13 protein-coding genes are annotated in these 15,568 nt (G+C 59.7%); 5 read left to right on the top strand and 8 right to left on the bottom strand.

Annotation, left to right across the window (positions count from 1 at the left end; all coding sequences use genetic code 11):
* The first annotated feature begins 40 nt into the window (after positions 1–40).
* Together QRN31_RS08095 and QRN31_RS08090 are read left to right on the top strand one after the other, a co-directional pair.
* Positions 41–844 carry an isocitrate lyase/PEP mutase family protein gene (locus QRN31_RS08095; protein ID WP_285431302.1) on the top strand — a complete coding sequence of 268 codons (804 nt, stop codon included), beginning with the start codon at positions 41–43 and terminating at the stop codon, positions 842–844.
* Positions 845–849: 5 nt separating this feature from the next.
* Positions 850–1,467 carry a DNA-3-methyladenine glycosylase family protein gene (locus QRN31_RS08090; RefSeq protein WP_285431300.1) on the top strand — a complete coding sequence of 206 codons (618 nt, stop codon included), beginning with the start codon at positions 850–852 and terminating at the stop codon, positions 1,465–1,467.
* A 125-nt stretch (positions 1,468–1,592) separates the two neighbouring features.
* Here the strand turns inward: QRN31_RS08090 and QRN31_RS08085 are convergent, their stop codons facing one another.
* The 3 genes from QRN31_RS08085 to QRN31_RS08075 form a co-directional block, all read right to left on the bottom strand.
* Positions 1,593–2,690, bottom strand: a complete 1,098-nt coding sequence (locus QRN31_RS08085; RefSeq protein WP_285431298.1) for an extracellular solute-binding protein — start codon at positions 2,688–2,690, stop codon at positions 1,593–1,595.
* A gap of 2 nt (positions 2,691–2,692) precedes the next feature.
* Positions 2,693–3,814, bottom strand: coding sequence for an agmatine deiminase (gene aguA, locus QRN31_RS08080; protein WP_285431297.1), 1,122 nt, complete (start codon positions 3,812–3,814; stop codon positions 2,693–2,695).
* 100 nt (positions 3,815–3,914) lie between these two features.
* Positions 3,915–4,799 carry a LysR substrate-binding domain-containing protein gene (locus QRN31_RS08075; protein ID WP_285431295.1) on the bottom strand — a complete coding sequence of 295 codons (885 nt, stop codon included), beginning with the start codon at positions 4,797–4,799 and terminating at the stop codon, positions 3,915–3,917.
* A gap of 162 nt (positions 4,800–4,961) precedes the next feature.
* Here QRN31_RS08075 and QRN31_RS08070 point away from each other — a divergent pair, with 162 nt between their 5' ends.
* Positions 4,962–5,450 carry a GFA family protein gene (locus QRN31_RS08070; RefSeq protein ID WP_285431293.1) on the top strand — a complete coding sequence of 163 codons (489 nt, stop codon included), beginning with the start codon at positions 4,962–4,964 and terminating at the stop codon, positions 5,448–5,450.
* 168 nt (positions 5,451–5,618) lie between these two features.
* On the opposite strand, the gene QRN31_RS08065 is transcribed toward QRN31_RS08070, so the two are convergent.
* From QRN31_RS08065 to QRN31_RS08055, 3 genes are all read right to left on the bottom strand, one after another.
* Complete coding sequence (locus tag QRN31_RS08065; protein ID WP_285431291.1) at positions 5,619–6,905, bottom strand: ATP-binding protein; 1,287 nt, start codon at positions 6,903–6,905, stop codon at positions 5,619–5,621.
* The gene (locus QRN31_RS08060; protein ID WP_285431334.1) at positions 6,906–7,613 is read right to left on the bottom strand and encodes a response regulator; all 708 of its coding nucleotides are present in this window, start codon (positions 7,611–7,613) and stop codon (positions 6,906–6,908) included.
* Between the two features lie 170 nt (positions 7,614–7,783).
* The gene (locus QRN31_RS08055) at positions 7,784–8,392 is read right to left on the bottom strand and encodes a MiaE family protein (protein ID WP_090183294.1); all 609 of its coding nucleotides are present in this window, start codon (positions 8,390–8,392) and stop codon (positions 7,784–7,786) included.
* A gap of 161 nt (positions 8,393–8,553) precedes the next feature.
* Here QRN31_RS08055 and uspL point away from each other — a divergent pair, with 161 nt between their 5' ends.
* The gene (gene uspL, locus QRN31_RS08050; protein WP_285431288.1) at positions 8,554–9,417 is read left to right on the top strand and encodes a universal stress protein UspL; all 864 of its coding nucleotides are present in this window, start codon (positions 8,554–8,556) and stop codon (positions 9,415–9,417) included.
* Positions 9,418–9,456: 39 nt separating this feature from the next.
* Here the strand turns inward: uspL and QRN31_RS08045 are convergent, their stop codons facing one another.
* A complete protein-coding gene (locus tag QRN31_RS08045) occupies positions 9,457–9,927 on the bottom strand; it encodes a DUF1289 domain-containing protein (RefSeq protein WP_008149863.1) in 471 nt (156 codons plus the stop codon).
* 407 nt (positions 9,928–10,334) lie between these two features.
* Here QRN31_RS08045 and acnB point away from each other — a divergent pair, with 407 nt between their 5' ends.
* Positions 10,335–12,944, top strand: a complete 2,610-nt coding sequence (gene acnB / locus QRN31_RS08040; protein WP_285431333.1) for a bifunctional aconitate hydratase 2/2-methylisocitrate dehydratase — start codon at positions 10,335–10,337, stop codon at positions 12,942–12,944.
* 813 nt (positions 12,945–13,757) lie between these two features.
* Here acnB and QRN31_RS08035 read toward each other — a convergent pair.
* The gene (locus QRN31_RS08035) at positions 13,758–15,419 is read right to left on the bottom strand and encodes a SulP family inorganic anion transporter (RefSeq protein WP_285431286.1); all 1,662 of its coding nucleotides are present in this window, start codon (positions 15,417–15,419) and stop codon (positions 13,758–13,760) included.
* Positions 15,420–15,568: the final 149 nt, after the last annotated feature.

Below are 15,568 nucleotides of genomic sequence, written 5' to 3'. Positions count from 1 at the left end.
TCCCTTGTTTTTCACCAAACGTCTTAAGGAAGGACACACGATGGACATCCAATTTCATCAACTGCACCACGACGGCCTGTTGATCCTGACCAACGTCGCCGATGCCACCGGCGCGCTCATCGTCGAGCAACTGGGCTGCAAGGCGGTGGCCACCAGCAGCGCGGCGGTGGCGTGGGCGCATGGCTACCCGGACGGCAATGCCCTGCCCCTCGAACGCCTGATATCGACTGTCGAGTCCATCGCCCGGGTGATTTCGGTGCCGTTGACCGTGGACATCGAGGCTGGTTATTCCGACGACCTGACGCGGGTTGCCGAGGTCATTGATGCGGTGATTTCTGCTGGCGCAGTCGGGATCAATATCGAGGACGGCGCTTCCCCGCCGGCGCTGCTGGTACGCAAGATCGAAATCGCCCGCCAGGTTGCCGAACGCCGCCAGGTGAAGCTGTTCATCAATGCCCGCACCGATGTTTACCTCAAGGGCCTGGTGCCTGCTGAAGACCGCGTCGCCGAAACCCTCAGACGCGCCGCGTTGTATCAGGCGGCGGGCGCTGACGGGTTGTTCGCCGCGGGCGTGACGGCCGAATACGAGATCGCTGCGTTGTGCCAGGGCAGCTCGTTGCCGGTGAACGTGCTCGGGCTCCCGGGGCTGCCGTCGCTCGATGAACTCAAAGCCCTCGGCGTGCGCCGCCTGAGTGCCGGGTCGGGCATCGCCGAGTTTCTCTATGGGGCAATGGCCTCCTTGGCCAAGGGCTTTCTGGAGACCGGCAAACTCGACAGCAGCCACCTCAAGGCCTTCACTTACGGCGAAGTGAACGCCCTGCTAAAACCTGCGGGAAAAGCCTGATCGATATGCCCGATCCCTATCAGGACGCGACGCAATTCCTGGCGTCCATCGATGACGACTGGCGGCGCCATATCGCGGCCATCGGCCCGTGCCTGCATCAACCGCACCCGGCTCGCGATCCTTACGAATCACTGGTGCGGGCGATCGCCTATCAGCAACTGCACGCCAGGGCTGGTGATGCGATTGTCGGGCGGCTGCTGGCATTGTTTCCGTCAGTGGCGTTTCCGAGGCCGGAACAGATCATCGCCACTGACTTTGACCAGATGCGCAGTTGCGGGTTTTCCGCCGGCAAAATTGCGACCATTCAGGGAATAGCGCAGGCCACCCTCGACGGCGTAGTGCCGGATTACGCAACGGCACTGGCCATGGACGATGAAGCGCTGATCGAACGCTTGATTACCTTGCGCGGGGTTGGCCGCTGGACGGTCGAGATGCTGCTGATCTACAGCCTGGAGCGGCCGGACATCTTGCCTGCCGATGACTTCGGGGTGCGCGAGGGGTATCGGCGCTTGAAGGGGCTGGAGGTTCAGCCGACGCGCAAGCAGATGGTCGAGATTGGCTTGGCGTGGAGTCCGTATCGGACGGTGGCGTCCTGGTATTTGTGGCGGATGCCTAGCCGGTAGACCGAGTCATCGTTCATCGCGAGCAGGCTCGCTCCCACATCGGATTTTCAGTGTTCACAAATCCCTTGTGGGAGCGAGCCTGCTCGCGATGGCGGCCGAAAGTCCACCTCATCACTCAGGGCCAATCACAACCCCGACTTCAACCGACTGAACGCCCGAATCAGCGCCCGGTTGAACGCTTTGTCATTGTCATTCTTGCTGTACAAAGAAGCCCTCACCTGCGCCGACGGATACGTCCCCGGATCATTGCGAATCGCCGGGTCAATCAACCCGTCCGCCGCAGTAATCGCATTGGCGTAGTGGATGGTGTCAGTGATCGGTGCAATCACCTCCGGCGTCATCAGGTAGTCCATCAACGCCAGCCCGGCCTCAGGGTGCGGCGCATCCTTGGGAATGACCATGGCGTCGAACCAGATCAACGTGCCCTCCTTCGGTATCCGGTAACTGAGCTTGAATGGCTTGTGCGCAGCCTCGGCCTGTGTGGCGGCGATGCCCACGTTGCCGTTCCACGACATCGCTACGCAGGTGTTGCCGTTGGCCAGGTCGCTGATGTTCAGGTCGTTGTCGAAGTAGCGGATGTACGGCCGGATCTTCGCCAGTTGCTGCTCGGCCAGTTTCAGGTCATCGAGGTTCTGGCGGTTGATGTCCAGGCCCATGTACTTCATGACCGCAGCAAATACCTCGTTGGGATCGTTGAGCAGGCTGACCCCGCAATCGGCAAATCTGGACACCACGGCCGGGTCGAACAGCATCGCCCAACTATCCCGTGGCGCATCGGGCAAACGCTTGTTGATCGCCTCTTCCTGATAACCGACGCCGGTGGTGCCCCAGGCGTAAATCCCGGCGTAACGATTGCCTGGATCGAACGCCGCCATGTGCTGGCGAAACTCTTCGCCAACACCGGCAAAGTGCGGCAGTCGTTGGTGGTTCAATGTCTGAATCGCCCCGCTCTGGATCGCTCGGGACAAGTGCTGCCCCGCCGTCAGCACCAGGTCATAGCCGCTACGACCGGTCAGCAATTTGGTCTCGACGGTTTCCAGCGAATCAAAGTGATCGGCCACCACATGGATGCCGGTTTTTTTCTCGAAGTTGTTCAGCGTATCCGGGGCCAGGTACTCGCCCCAGATGTACAGGTTTACCACCGGTTTCGGGGTGTCGGCGGCCTGCACACACAAGGGTGCAAGCACCAGCAATAACGCTTGAGTCAGTTTGTGCAGGCCCATGTTCACACTCCTTGTTTGCCGGCAGGCGCCGCGTATTGCGGCATGGTGATGCAGGCGACATTGCCGCCACCGAGGAGGATCTCCCGGGAGTTTTCGATGCCGACAATCTTGTGCTGCGGGAACAGTTCGGCGAGGGTCGCCTGGGCCGCCTGATCGTTGCGATCGCCAAACAACGGCACAACGATCGAGGAGTTGCCGGCGTAGTAGTTGATGTACGACGCGCAGATCCGCGTCCCGGCCTGGCGGGTATGGGTGCTGTCTTGCTGATCCAGGCCTTCGGCTTCCTCGGCGGTCCATTCCAGTACATCCGGTTGCGGCAGTTTGTGCACGATCAGCTCACGGCCACGGCTGTCGCGGGTGCTGCGCAGGATGTCGTAGGCCTCCTGATAGATTTCCCACTGCGGATCATCGCGATTGTCGGTCCATTGCAGCACGACTTCGCCGGGACGCACGAAGCACGCGAGGTCGTCGACGTGGCCATCGGTTTCGTCGAACTTGCAACCGCGCGGCAGCCAGATGATCTGTTCGGCACCGAGGTAATCGGTCAGGCGACGGGTGACTTCGTCCTTGCCCAAATGCTGGTTGCGATTGCGGTTGAGCAGGCATTGTTCGGTGGTCAGGATGCTGCCCTGGCCGTCGCTCTGGATGCCGCCCAGTTCGGCAATCAGCGGCGCGCGATAACGGTCGAAGCGTTCGATTTCAAGGATTTTACTGGCGATCTGGTCGTCCTTGTCCCACGGGTAGTACAAGCCACCGTCGAGGCCACCGTAAGCGTTGAACTCAAAGTCGACGCCGCGCACCTCGCCACTGTCGTCGTTGACCACAAAGCATGGGCCGCTGTCGCGAAACCAAGTGTCGTTGCAGGTCATTTCCACCACACGCACCTGAGGCGGCAACTGGCGGCGGGCGGTGGCGAACTGGGTGGCAGAGGCACACACCGTCACCGGTTCGCTTTGGGCAATGGCGCTGACAATCTGCACCCAGACTTTCTGCGCGGGCTTGGCGCCGTTGCGCCAGACGTCGGTGCGCTCCGGCCAGCCGAGCCAGCAACCGGACTTGGTTTCGAATTCGCCAGGCAGGCGGAAACCGTCGAGTTTGGGAGTGGAATCGAGCAAACGTGCCATGGTCAAACCTCATCAGCGGGGATTGGAATGACCACAGGCTAAGGGGGTGAGCGCCCTGCTCACCAACGATGATTATTTCGGAATAGTTGAATTCAACTCATCAATCGATCAACTGATCGTTGAACCATTCAAGCATCTGCGCCACGGCTGGGCGCTCCAGGCGCACCCGCTCGCACACCAGCGCGTATTGGCCGAGCGCCGTCATGCTTGAGGTGAACGGCCGGACCAGACGGCCACTGAGCAAATCCTCCTGCGCCGTCAGGTTATCGCCCATCGCCACGCCCTGGCCTTGGGCCGCCGCTTCCAGCGCCAGGCCCGCATGGGCGAAATACAGTTGGCGTTCGGGACGCTGATCGCCGGCATGGCTAGTCAGCCACGCGGTCCAGGTCTTGCCGTCCTGATCGTCGTGCAGCAGGCAGTGGCGCACCAGATCCTTGGGCGTTTTCAGGGTGCCCTGATTGAACAGCCCGGGGCTGCACACCGGGAAGAACTGCAACGCGGGCAAGGGGCGGACGAAGTACGCGCTGCTGTCGACCGGACCGGTGCCGTAGGTGATCGCCAGGTCGATGTCTTCTCCCGGCGCCGTGGCGTCGATCGGTTGTTCGTAGAGGTGCAGCGTGATGTGCGGATAGCGGGCATAGAAGTCTGTCAGGCGACTCATCAGCCACTTTTGCGTCAACTCGGCGGTGACCGCCAGGCGCAACACCGCCAGCGACGACGGGTCGCGCAATTCATCGCAGGCATCGCCGATCAGTTCGAACGCTTGCTGCAGACTTTGCATCAGACGGCCAGCGGCCATGGTCGGACGGATTTGCCGCCCCTCGCGGATGAACAACGCAACGCCCAGGTGTTCTTCGAGTTGGCGAATCTGATGACTGACGGCGCTGTCGGTGACACACAACTCGGCGGCGGCCCGACCGAAATGGGCGTGCCGGGCGGCGCATTCGAAGGTCCTGAGTGCTGCCAAAGAAGGCAATCGTCGCATGGGTTCAGCCCCTGTGATGAAGGCGCCCATGCTGCCTTGGCGATCGATAGGCGTCCAGCGGGACCTGACACAGGTGATCCGACGATGCAATGCTGCCGCCAGTCGAGGAGCGCTGACGGTCTAGGCTGTATCGAGTCAGTCCCAGACTCGTCGGAGGTTCCCATGCAGCTCGAAGGTTCCTGCCATTGCGGCGCCGTGTCGTTCAGTTTGACCAGCGCTTACCCCTACCCTTACCAGCGCTGCTACTGCTCGATCTGCCGCAAGACCCAGGGCGGTGGCGGGTACGCGATCAACCTCGGTGGCGATGCCCAAAGCCTCACCGTGCGTGGCCGCAAGCACATCTCGATTTACCATGCACGACTCAAGGGCGAAGGCGATAAGCGCGCCCGACGCAGCAGCGCCGAGCGGCATTTCTGTTCTTTGTGCGGTTCCGGATTATGGCTGTTCAGCCCTGAATGGCCGGAGCTGATTCATCCGTTTGCATCCGCCATCGACACCCCGCTGCCCGTGCCGCCGGAACACACGCACTTGATGCTCGGTTCCAAAGCGCCGTGGGTGGAGGTCGAGGTGCATCCCAAGGACCTGCAGTTCGACGTCTATCCCGAGGAATCCATCGCCGACTGGCATGAACGATTGGGTTTGTGCCGCTGAGAAGGATACAGACCTCATTGGTTGGGCTGGTGGTGTTCAGCTTTTAACGATGTGGTGTTGCTGATGACGCCATCGCGAGCAAGCTCGCTCCCACAGGGGATTTGTGAACGACACAGACCCAATGTGGGAGCAAGCTTGCTCGCGATGGCGCCAGTGAGAGCCCCCGACCTAATCCAGATGCGCCCAGGTCATGCGAAACGACGCCCCGCCCCACGGCGAATCCGCCACTTCCACCTGGCCGCCATGGGATTGCGACACCCGGCGCACCAGCGCCAATCCCAGGCCGAAACCACCGGTGCGACGGTCGCGACTGGCGTCCAGTCGCGAGAACGGTTCGAAAATCTTCTCACGCCCGTCCAGCGGCACGCCCGGCCCATCATCGTTGACCTGCACTTCATAGTGATCACCGGTGCGCACCAACGACACTTCCACTCGTTCATCGGCATAGCGAATGGCATTGCGCAACAGGTTGATCACTGCTCGTGCCATAAAGCGCGGTTCGATGCGCACCTCATCGACCTGGCACTCGACAATCACCAACTGCACCCCGGCGGCTTCGGCTTCCAGCGCCACACTGCCCACCACGCTGTCCAGCCAACTGATGGCCTGAATATTCTCTCGGTTGATCACCGTGGCGCCACGTTCCAGGCTGGCGTAGGTCAGCAACTCGGAGACCATTTCCTCCAGCTCGCCGAGGTCGGCGTACATGTCGGCGATCAGTTCGCCGCTCTGGGTCGGATCGGGTTGCTGCTTAAGCTGATCGAGCTCAAACGACAGTCGGGCAATCGGCGTGCGCAACTCGTGGGACACCGCGTTGGTCAGCTCACGCTGGTTGGCGATCAAGCCTTCGATGCGAGCCGCCATCAGGTTGAAGTGTTCGGCCAGGTCGCGAATGTTCGAGCGCTTGGACAGCTGAATGCGTGACGACAGGTCGTTATCCCCAAAGCGCTCGGCCGCCAGGCGCAGTTTTTCCAGATCACGCCAGTGCGGTCGGACCCAGAAAAACAGCACGATGCCGATCAGCACGGCCAGCATCAGATAGGCCGCAGAAATGTAGAACGGCATCAGGCTCGGCTCGGGCGGCAGCTTGATGCTCAATAGCTGGGCACCGCCATCGATCGACGAAATGAACTGGGTGTACTTCTCGCGAATCACCAGTTTGCCTTCGGCCAGCAAGGCTTTTTCATGTTCGTCGAGGCTCAGATGATCGGCCTCGACCAGGCTCAGTCCCAGACCGTAGTGCGGGCGTAGCGTGTCCAGTTGTTGCTCGCGTTGCGAGCCTTCCAGGCCGTGCAATTGCTCGACCAGCGAATACGCCTGACCCCGAACCGCCTCGCGGTTATAGGCCTGCATCTGCCCATCGAGCAGCACGTTGAACGTATGCTCGACCGTCTGTAATGCCAGCACCAACCCCACCGCCAGTACCAGGTACAACCCCAGAAATAACCGCAGCATCTACAGCTCCCACGCAAACGGATTGAACAGATAACCCTTGCCCCAAACGGTCTTGATGCACATCGGTTCGCGCGGGTTGTCCTTGAGCTTGCCGCGCAGTTTGCTGATGTAGACGTCAACGCTGCGGTTGAGGCCATCGAAGGCAATGCCGCGCATGCGGTTGAGGATGTCGTCGCGGGACAGGATCTTGCCGGCGGCGCTGGCGAGCAGCCACAACAGCTCAAACTCCATGGTGGTCATGTCGATGACTTCGTCTGCCAGCCTGACCTCGCGACAGCTGCGGTCGATGCTCAGGTGGCCGAACTCCAGGGCGCTGCACACGCTGCTCTCGGGTGTCTGACGGCGCTGCAAGGCCCGCAGGCGTGCGAGTAGCACTGGCGGTTTGATCGGCTTGATGACGTAATCGTCGGCGCCGGACTCCAGGCCGAGAATATGATCGAGGTCGTCTTCCTTGGCCGTCAGGATGACGATCGGCGTATCGGACACACTGCGAATTTCGCGGCATACCTGCAGGCCGCTCTGGCCCGGCAGCATCAGGTCGAGCACGACCATTTTCGGTTTGAATTCGAGAAACGCGGCCAACGCCAGGTCACCGCGATGCACCTGCCGAACTTCAAAGCCGTGTTGGGACAGGAAATACGCGATCAACCCGGCCAGTTTCTCGTCGTCTTCCACCAGCAATACTTTGCCAAAACCCAGGCTATCCATATCGACCGTCTGCCAACCCATGTGTGAAGTGGGCGGCATTATGGCGCCAATCAATGACGGGACGGTTATTGCAGGCAGCAAAAACCGGCCTCAGGGGCCGGTTTTTGGCGATGTTTCACACTCTTAAGAGTTTTTTACAATATTGAATCAAAACATGACATCTATCGGAGTTATGCGGCGACAGGCACGCCGCTGTGGAAACGAAACTCCACGTCCGGCGATTCGATCAGTTCCTGTTCGGCGGCGCGAACCTTGTCGATGACGTGAGCAATGTCCTTGGCATCACCGTACTGGTAAGCCAGTTTCAGGTAACCCTGAAAATGCCGGGCCTCGCTTTTCAGCAGGCCAAAGTAGAACTTGCCCAGTTCTTCGTCCAGATGCGGCACCAGCGCCTCGAAACGCTCGCAACTGCGGGCCTCGATAAACGCGCCCACCACCAGGGTATCCACCAGCTTCACCGGCTCGTGGCTACGCACCACTTTGCGCAACCCCGAGGCGTAACGTCCGGCGGAGAGCTGACGCAACTCAATCTTGCGCTTTTTCATCAGGCGCATGACTTGTTCATGGTGCACCAGCTCTTCCCGGGCCAGGCGCGACATCAGGTTGATCAGGTCGACGTGAGAGTGATATTTGGCAATCAGGCTCAACGCCGTGCTGGCCGCCTTGAACTCACAGTTCTTGTGGTCGATCAGCAGGGTTTCCTGATCGGCAAGCGCGGCCTGGACCCAGCCATCGGGGGTGCGGCAGCCGAGGAACTCGTGAATTTCGGGAAGGATCATGGGGCTCACGGATAAAAGGTTCAAAACGAAGGGCGCCGATTATACCGGCCTGCCGGCAGACCACCAGTCGCGACCGTTGATATGCATCAAGTACCCGGTTGGCGACCAGCAACTATAGTTGTCCAACGCCATGCTTTTTTATCGTTGATGGAGGTCCGATCATGCAAGCCATACGCAGCATTCTGGTGATCATTGAACCCGAACACTCGGAAAGCCTGGCGCTCAAGCGGGCCAAATTGATTGCTGGGGTCACCCAGGCTCATCTGCACCTGCTGGTTTGCGACCGCAAGCATGACCATAGCGCGATGTTGGGCGTGCTCAAGGCGGCGCTGGTGGCGGACGGCTACAGCGTTACCACCGAACAGGCCTGGAACGAGAGCCTGCATGAAACCATCAACGATGTGCAGCAGGCGGAAGGCTGCGGGTTGGTGATCAAACAGCATTACCCCGACAGCCCGCTGAAAAAGGCGCTGCTGACGCCCGAGGACTGGAAGATCTTGCGCACGTGCCCGTCCCCGGTGCTGCTGGTAAAAACCGTCGGTTCCTGGAAGGACAAGGTGATTCTGGCGGCGATCGATGTCGGCAATACCGATGACGAACACCGCGATTTGCACAACACCATCATTGATTACGGCTATGACATTGCCAGCCTGGCGAAGGCCAAGCTGCATGTGATCAGCGCCCATCCGTCACCGATGCTGTCGGCGTCCGATCCAACGCTACAGCTCAGCGAAACCATCGAGGCGCGTTATCGCGAGCAGTGCAAGGCGTTTCAGGCCGAGTTCGACATTGATGACGAACACCTGCATATCGCCGAAGGGCCTGCGGATGTGTTGATCCCGTACATGGCGCACAAGCTTCAGGCCGCGGTCACAGTGATTGGCACTGTCGCGCGGTCCGGGTTATCAGGGGCGTTGATCGGCAATACCGCCGAAGTGGTGCTCGATGCGGTCGAGAGCGATGTGCTGGTGCTCAAGCCGGAAGAGATCATGGATCATCTGGAAGAGATCGTGAGCCAGCATTGAGATGTTCGGCGTCAAGCAGATCGCCTTCGCGGGCAAGGGTTACCCGCCGAAGGCGTCCTTGAGAAAGCCCGGCGCGATGTAGCGCTGGTAATGCGCCTCGGACAACAGAAAGAACTCCCGATCAATGGCATCGCGCAGCTCCGGCAGGTTCCAGTCGCGAAACTCCGGCATCAGCACCATTCCGTAGGCTTCCAGGTTGTTGATCACCCGCGCGCCACGGGCGATCAGCTGATACGCCCAGCAATACTCGGACTGGTGCGGCACGAAGCGAATCTTGCGCTGCTCCAGCTGCAGACGCAGGCGCTGGGGGTCGAACACTTCCAGCTTGCTGGCCATCACCTGCGACAGCAACAGCTCCAGACGCAGCCACACCGCGCGCTTTTCTTCCTCGTTGTAACCATTCCAGTTGATCACTTCATGGTGGAAACGCTTGCAGCCACGGCACACCAGATCACCGTAAACAGTGGAACAGAGGCCGACGCAGGGGGTCTTGATGGTCTGATTGGGCATAGGTAGGCAAAACACGGGAAAGCAGAACAGGCCGGCATGTTAGCCCTTTGTCTAACATTGATCACCCCTCAATCTTGATGGCCTAACTTACCTTTAATTTTTTTTTGCCGTAGAATCAGCCAGCCTTTTAAGGCGCCAATGTCCGTTAGAAGCTGTTTTCAAAGCGTCACGAGCACAGTCGTTCCTTCAGAGCGGTGTTGGCGACGGGTTTTTCCAGCGGGGAAAAACCCAACGCCAACCCTCATCAGCTCCCGTTCTGCAGGCGTAAAACTTTGAAAGCAGCTTCTGTAAGGAATTGTCGGTAATTCTGGCTAAGTGGCCCACAACGCCATGCAGCGCATGAGTACGGCAATTTCGGGATGAGCGTCCCGGACACCCATTTGGGACCACTGATGAGGGTAATAACTGTGCTTGAAGCCTACCGCAAACATATCGAAGAGCGCGCAGCACTGGGTATCGTTCCCCAGCCGCTTAACGCCGAACAAACTGCAGGCCTGGTCGAGCTGCTGAAAAATCCCCCGGCTGGCGAAGAAGCTTTCCTCGTTGACCTGATCACCAATCGCGTACCACCTGGAGTGGACGAAGCAGCCTATGTAAAGGCCGGTTTCCTCTCTGCCCTGGCCAAAGGCGAAGCAACCTCCCCTCTGATCGACAAGAAACGCGCTGTTGAACTGCTCGGCACCATGCAAGGCGGCTACAACATCGTGACACTGGTCAACCTGCTGGACGACGCCGAACTGGCGCCAGTCGCTGCCAAGGAACTCAAGCACACCCTGCTGATGTTCGACGCCTTCCACGACGTCGCAGAACGCGCCAAACAAGGCAACGTTCACGCCAAAGGCGTGCTGCAATCCTGGGCTGACGGCGAGTGGTTCAAGAACCGCCCTGTACTGGCCGACAAGATCAGCCTGCGCGTATTCAAGGTTACCGGCGAAACCAACACCGACGACCTGTCCCCTGCCCCTGATGCCTGGTCCCGCCCGGACATCCCGCTGCACGCCCTGGCCATGCTGAAAATGGCTCGCGACGGCATCGTGCCAGACGCACAAGGCGTCACCGGTCCGATGAAGCAGATCGAAGAAATGCGCAATTCCGGCTTCCCTATCGCCTACGTCGGCGACGTGGTGGGTACCGGTTCTTCGCGTAAATCGGCGACCAACTCGGTGCTGTGGTTCTTCGGCGACGACGTTCCTTACGTCCCGAACAAGCGTGCCGGCGGTTTCTGCTTCGGCAGCAAAATCGCTCCGATCTTCTACAACACCATGGAAGATGCTGGCGCACTGCCGATCGAATTCGACGTAACCAACATGAACATGGGCGACGTGATCGACCTGTATCCGCATGCTGGCAAAGTCTGCAAACACGGCACTGACGAAGTCCTGACCACCTTCGAAATGAAGACTCCGGTGCTGTTGGACGAAGTCCGTGCCGGCGGTCGTATTCCGCTGATCATCGGCCGTGGCCTGACCGAAAAAGCCCGTGCCGAACTGGGCCTGCCACCTTCGACCCTGTTCAAACTGCCGGAAGTTCCGGCTGAAAGCACCAAGGGTTACACCCTGGCGCAGAAAATGGTCGGCAAGGCTTGCGGTCTGCCAGAAGGCAAAGGCGTTCGTCCTGGCACCTACTGCGAACCGAAAATGACCACCGTGGGTTCCCAGGACACCACCGGTCCGATGACCCGTGACGAACTGAAAGACCTGGCGTGCCTGGGCTTCTCGGCTGATCTGGTGATGCAGTCGTTCTGCCACACCGCGGCTTATCCAAAGCCGATCGACGTGACCACCCACCACACCCTGCCTGACTTCATCATGACCCGCGGCGGCGTTTCCCTGCGTCCGGGCGACGGCATCATCCACAGCTGGCTGAACCGCATGCTGCTGCCGGACACCGTCGGTACCGGTGGTGACTCGCACACCCGTTTCCCAATGGGCATTTCGTTCCCGGCCGGTTCCGGCCTGGTAGCGTTCGCCGCAGCCACCGGCGTCATGCCGCTGGACATGCCGGAATCGATCCTGGTGCGCTTCAAAGGCAAAATGCAACCGGGCGTTACCCTGCGCGACCTGGTTCACGCCATTCCTTACTTCGCGATCCAGGCTGGCCTGCTGACCGTCGAGAAGAAAGGCAAGAAGAACGCCTTCTCCGGCCGCATCCTGGAAATCGAAGGCCTGGACAACCTGAGCATCGAGCAAGCTTTCGAGCTGTCCGACGCTTCGGCTGAACGTTCGGCTGCCGGTTGCACCATCAAGCTGTCGAAAGAGTCGATCACCGAGTACCTGAACTCCAACATCACCCTGCTGCGCTGGATGATCGGCGAAGGCTACGGTGACGTGCGTACCCTGGAACGTCGCGCTCAAGCGATGGAAGCCTGGGTTGCCAACCCTGAGTTGATGGTTGCCGATGCTGACGCCGAATACGCTGAAATCATCGAAATCGACCTGGCCGACATCAAAGAGCCTGTGCTCTGCGCGCCAAACGATCCGGACGACGCCCGTCTGCTGTCCAGCGTTGCTGGCGAGAAGATCGACGAAGTGTTCATCGGTTCGTGCATGACCAACATCGGTCACTTCCGCGCTGCCGGCAAGTTGCTGGAACAGGTCAAAGGTCAGCTTCCAACCCGTCTGTGGCTGTCGCCTCCGACCAAGATGGACGCTCACCAGCTGACCGAAGAAGGCTACTACGGCATCTACGGCAAAGCCGGCGCACGCATGGAAATGCCAGGCTGCTCGCTGTGCATGGGTAACCAGGCACGCGTAGAGCCGAACTCGACTGTGGTGTCGACATCGACCCGTAACTTCCCGAACCGTCTGGGTGACGGCGCGAACGTCTACCTGGCCTCGGCCGAGCTGGCGTCCGTTGCTTCCATCCTGGGTCGCCTGCCGACCGTCGAGGAATACATGGAATACGCTGGCAAGATCGACAGCATGGCGGCCGATGTCTACCGCTACCTGTCCTTCGACCAGATCGCCGAGTTCCGTGAAGCTGCTGCGAACGCCAACATTCCGGTCGTTCAAGCCTAACGTAGCAACGCCATAAAAAACGCCGCCCATCGAGAGATGAGCGGCGTTTTTTTATGCCTGCAATGTTTCAATTGAAGGGTGTACATCTGCAAAATAATGGCCGGCTGGCAGGCCGTCATCGCTGGCAGGCCAGCTCCCACAGGGGAATGGGTACATCTGCAAAAGATTGGTCGGCTGGCAGGCTGCCTTCGCTGGCAGGCCAGCTCCCACAGGGGAATGGGTACATCTGCAGAAGATTGGTCGATTGTTAGGCTGCCTTCGCTGGCAAGCCAGCTCCCACAGGGTTCGGTGTACATCTGTAAAAGATTGGTCGGCTGGCAGGCCGTCATCGCTGGCAGGCCAGCTCCCACAGGGTTCGGTGTACATCTGCAAGAGACTGGTCGGCTGGCAGGCTGCCTTCGCTGGCAAGCCAGCTCCCACAGTAAATCGAGGTGTACCCCCGCTTTTAACCACTCAACAGGCCGAGCGTTAGCTCGCCTGCAGCTTTTGATCTACCCGCCCCTTCGGCAGGCTGAGTGGAGGCGTTTATCTGGGGGGTAGGCGCGTAGCGCCGTTCGACGAAGTCGAACACATCGAGAGGAGGTCGTCGCGAAGCAGACCGGAGGCGATGCCCCCAGATGAATGCCGGAACGAAGGAACACCGAGCCTAAGCGAGGGGCCGGACGTCGGGGCGAGCCTTTTTTTTGCTTACTTTTTTTGAGGCGTTTGTCAAAAAAAGTGAGTCGCCGTCAGGGCGAAACCCTAAGCCGCCGTTACCGCAGCAACGGATATACACCCAACCAACCCAAAACATGGTCGGCCCAAAGGCCGCCACTAAACAGAAGGCTTGAGAGCCTGCTGCACAGCATCATCAACACTCAACCCACTAAGAAACACCTGCTCCAACTCCCGCGTCGGCAACACCGCAAGCACCGCCTTCGCCTCATGCTTAAGCCGCGCCAGAATCAACAACTTATCCAACGCCCGTACCTGCAAAAAGAACACCTCCAGCGCCTCGATACTGGTGCCATCCAGATCCGGCGACTCCTCCAGACTAAGAATAATCGTATGCACCGGCGGCTCCGCATGCCGCGCCAGACGCAACGCGCCACCCAAAATACGCTCCACGTTAGCGAAAAACAGCGCCTCGCTAGGCCGCACAATCAGCACACCAGGGATTACATGAGCATCCGGATGACGCTGCACATCAACATAATCATGACTGCTGCCCATCTGCCCCAGCACCTGAATATCCGCCGACGACATCTGCTTGAGCATCAACACCACACTGATTGCCACCGCCACAAGCAAACCGTCCAGCACGCCCAACACCAGCACCGCCGCCACCGCACAAATCACCAACAAGCGATCACGACGCCAGATGAAATAGCGGCCCAATGGCTGAAGACTCAACCCCCGCGCCAAAGCATAAATAACGATGGCCGCCAACACCGGTTCAGGCGTCAAGGCGATGTAGGGCAATACCGTCAGAACGATCAACAACACCACCGCCGCCGCGACCACACCGGACAGCCGTGAACCAGCACCCGCCGCCTCATTGGCCGACGTCGCGGAATAACCGGCGCCTGCCGGCATGCCATGGAACAGACCAGACAGCAGATTCGCCGCCCCCAGGGCCAGCAGATCACGGTTCGACGAAACCCGATCGTTATGCTTGAGCGCAAAAGAGGTAATCGAACCGTAGGATTCGGCATACAGAATCATCACCATGGCAAACGCCAACTCCCCCAGGCGCAACCAATCGGCAAATGGCAACACCGGCAGCCTTGGCACTTCAAGGCTCAGGTCTATCACCCCGATCAGATCCACCCCATAAGCCGGCAAGTTCAGCCACTGACCGGCGGCGATGCCGAGCGCCACCACCAGCAAACCACCCGGGACATGCCGCAACCGCGCACACAGCCCCAACACCAGCAATGCGACCGCCGCAACCAGCAAACCAACGCGATTCCATTGCGACCACTGCTCCAGCAATTGCGGGACAAAATGGATCAGGTTGCCGTTACTCAGGTGCACGTCAACGATGCTCGCGAACTGTTTGATGATGATGGTCAGCGCCAGCCCCAAGGCAAAGCCGCGCAGTACCGGTTTGGCGATAAACGAGGTAACGCTGCCGAGCTTGAACAGCCCGGCCAACACAAAGAATCCGCCGGTGACCAATACAAGACCGATCGCCAGCGTCATGCGCAGGCCCGAATCGCCATTAGCCAAGGTGGCGGTGGCAGCAGCCAGAACCGCCGCCGAAGAAGACGTCGCCGAAACAATCGCAAAGCGACTGGTGCCCAACAACGCGTAGCACAGCAAACCGGCGAACAATGCAATGACCCCGGCCTGGGGCGGCACCGCGGCGATGCTTGAATAGGCCACCGCCTCCGGCAACAGCAAACCGGCAATCGACAGCCCGGCCAACAGGTCTCGCCAACGGTTGGGGGAATCGGCAAGGGGTTGCACCGATACGCCTTGAGCACGAGCCATGGAGCGTCTCCAGAGAAAGATCAACAAGCCGTCTACGACGCGCCAAGATGGCTCTAGGTTAACCGTTAATCCGGTTGGGTGTGTGCTTTGGGTCATGGCCTACGCCATAAAAAAACGCCACCCCTTTTTCAAGAAGCAGCGTTTTTTAG

Origin of the sequence: Pseudomonas sp. fls2-241-R2A-110 (assembly GCF_030209165.1) — a bacterium.
In the GTDB taxonomy this organism is placed as follows: domain Bacteria; phylum Pseudomonadota; class Gammaproteobacteria; order Pseudomonadales; family Pseudomonadaceae; genus Aquipseudomonas.
This window is presented reverse-complemented; position numbering and strand designations above follow the sequence as displayed.